We start from the raw sequence: 733 nt of genomic DNA on the forward strand, positions 1-733 counted from the left end.
GGAGATTCCCATGAACCGACTGACCCTGCTCCCCGTCTTGTTCGCCGCCACGCTAGCCCAGGCCGCACCCGCCACCTATGTCGTCGACCCGGCCCACACCTACCCCAGCTTCGAGGCCGACCACATGGGTATGTCCTTCTGGCGCGGCAAGCTGACGAAGAACTCGGGCACCATCGTCTTCGACAAGGCCAATGGCAGCGGCAGCGTCGACGTGCAGATGGACCTGGCCAGCATCGACTTCGGTCTGGAAGCCATGAACGGCTGGGCCAAGGGCAAGGATTTCTTCAACCTGGAGAAGAGCCCGGCCAGCGCCAGCTTCAAGGGCCGCTTCGAGGGCGCGACAGGCGGCGTGCCGTCACGGCTCGTTGGCGAGCTGACATTGAACGGCAAGACCAAGCCGATGACGCTGGCCATCCACCAGCTCAAGTGCATGCCCCACCCGATGTTCAAGCGGGACTGGTGTGGTGCCGACGCCTCGGGCTCGTTCAACCGCGAAGACTTCGGCCTCACCGCGGGCAAGGACTGGGGCTTCAAGATGGATGTGAACCTGCGCATCCAGGTGGAGGCGGTGGCCAAGGAATAAGCCAAAGAAAAACCGGCCCCTGGAGGCCGGTTTGCATTGGACGCGCTAGCTTACTTCACACCCATCTCGTCGAGCAGCCGCGTCGTCTTGTCCACCGTGCTCATCTGCCAAAGCATGTAGCGCGCGTCCAGCGAGATGCTGCGGACCATC

Annotated in this window: 1 protein-coding gene; it reads left to right on the plus strand. The window is 63.2% G+C overall.

Going from position 1 to position 733, the window contains the following annotated elements; translation table 11 throughout:
- Positions 1 to 10 precede the first annotated feature (10 nt).
- Positions 11 to 583, plus strand: a complete 573-nt coding sequence (locus AC1DU6_RS33905) for a YceI family protein (protein ID WP_457322899.1) — start codon at positions 11 to 13, stop codon at positions 581 to 583.
- The last annotated feature ends 150 nt before the right edge of the window (positions 584 to 733 follow it).

This window comes from Roseateles sp. P5_B10, assembly GCF_056400485.1.

Excerpts from the sequence above, each read along its gene's own strand:
- AC1DU6_RS33905 (WP_457322899.1), top strand. The coding sequence starts at position 11 with ATGAACCGACTGACCCTGCTCCCCGTCTTGTTCGCCGCCACGCTAGCC.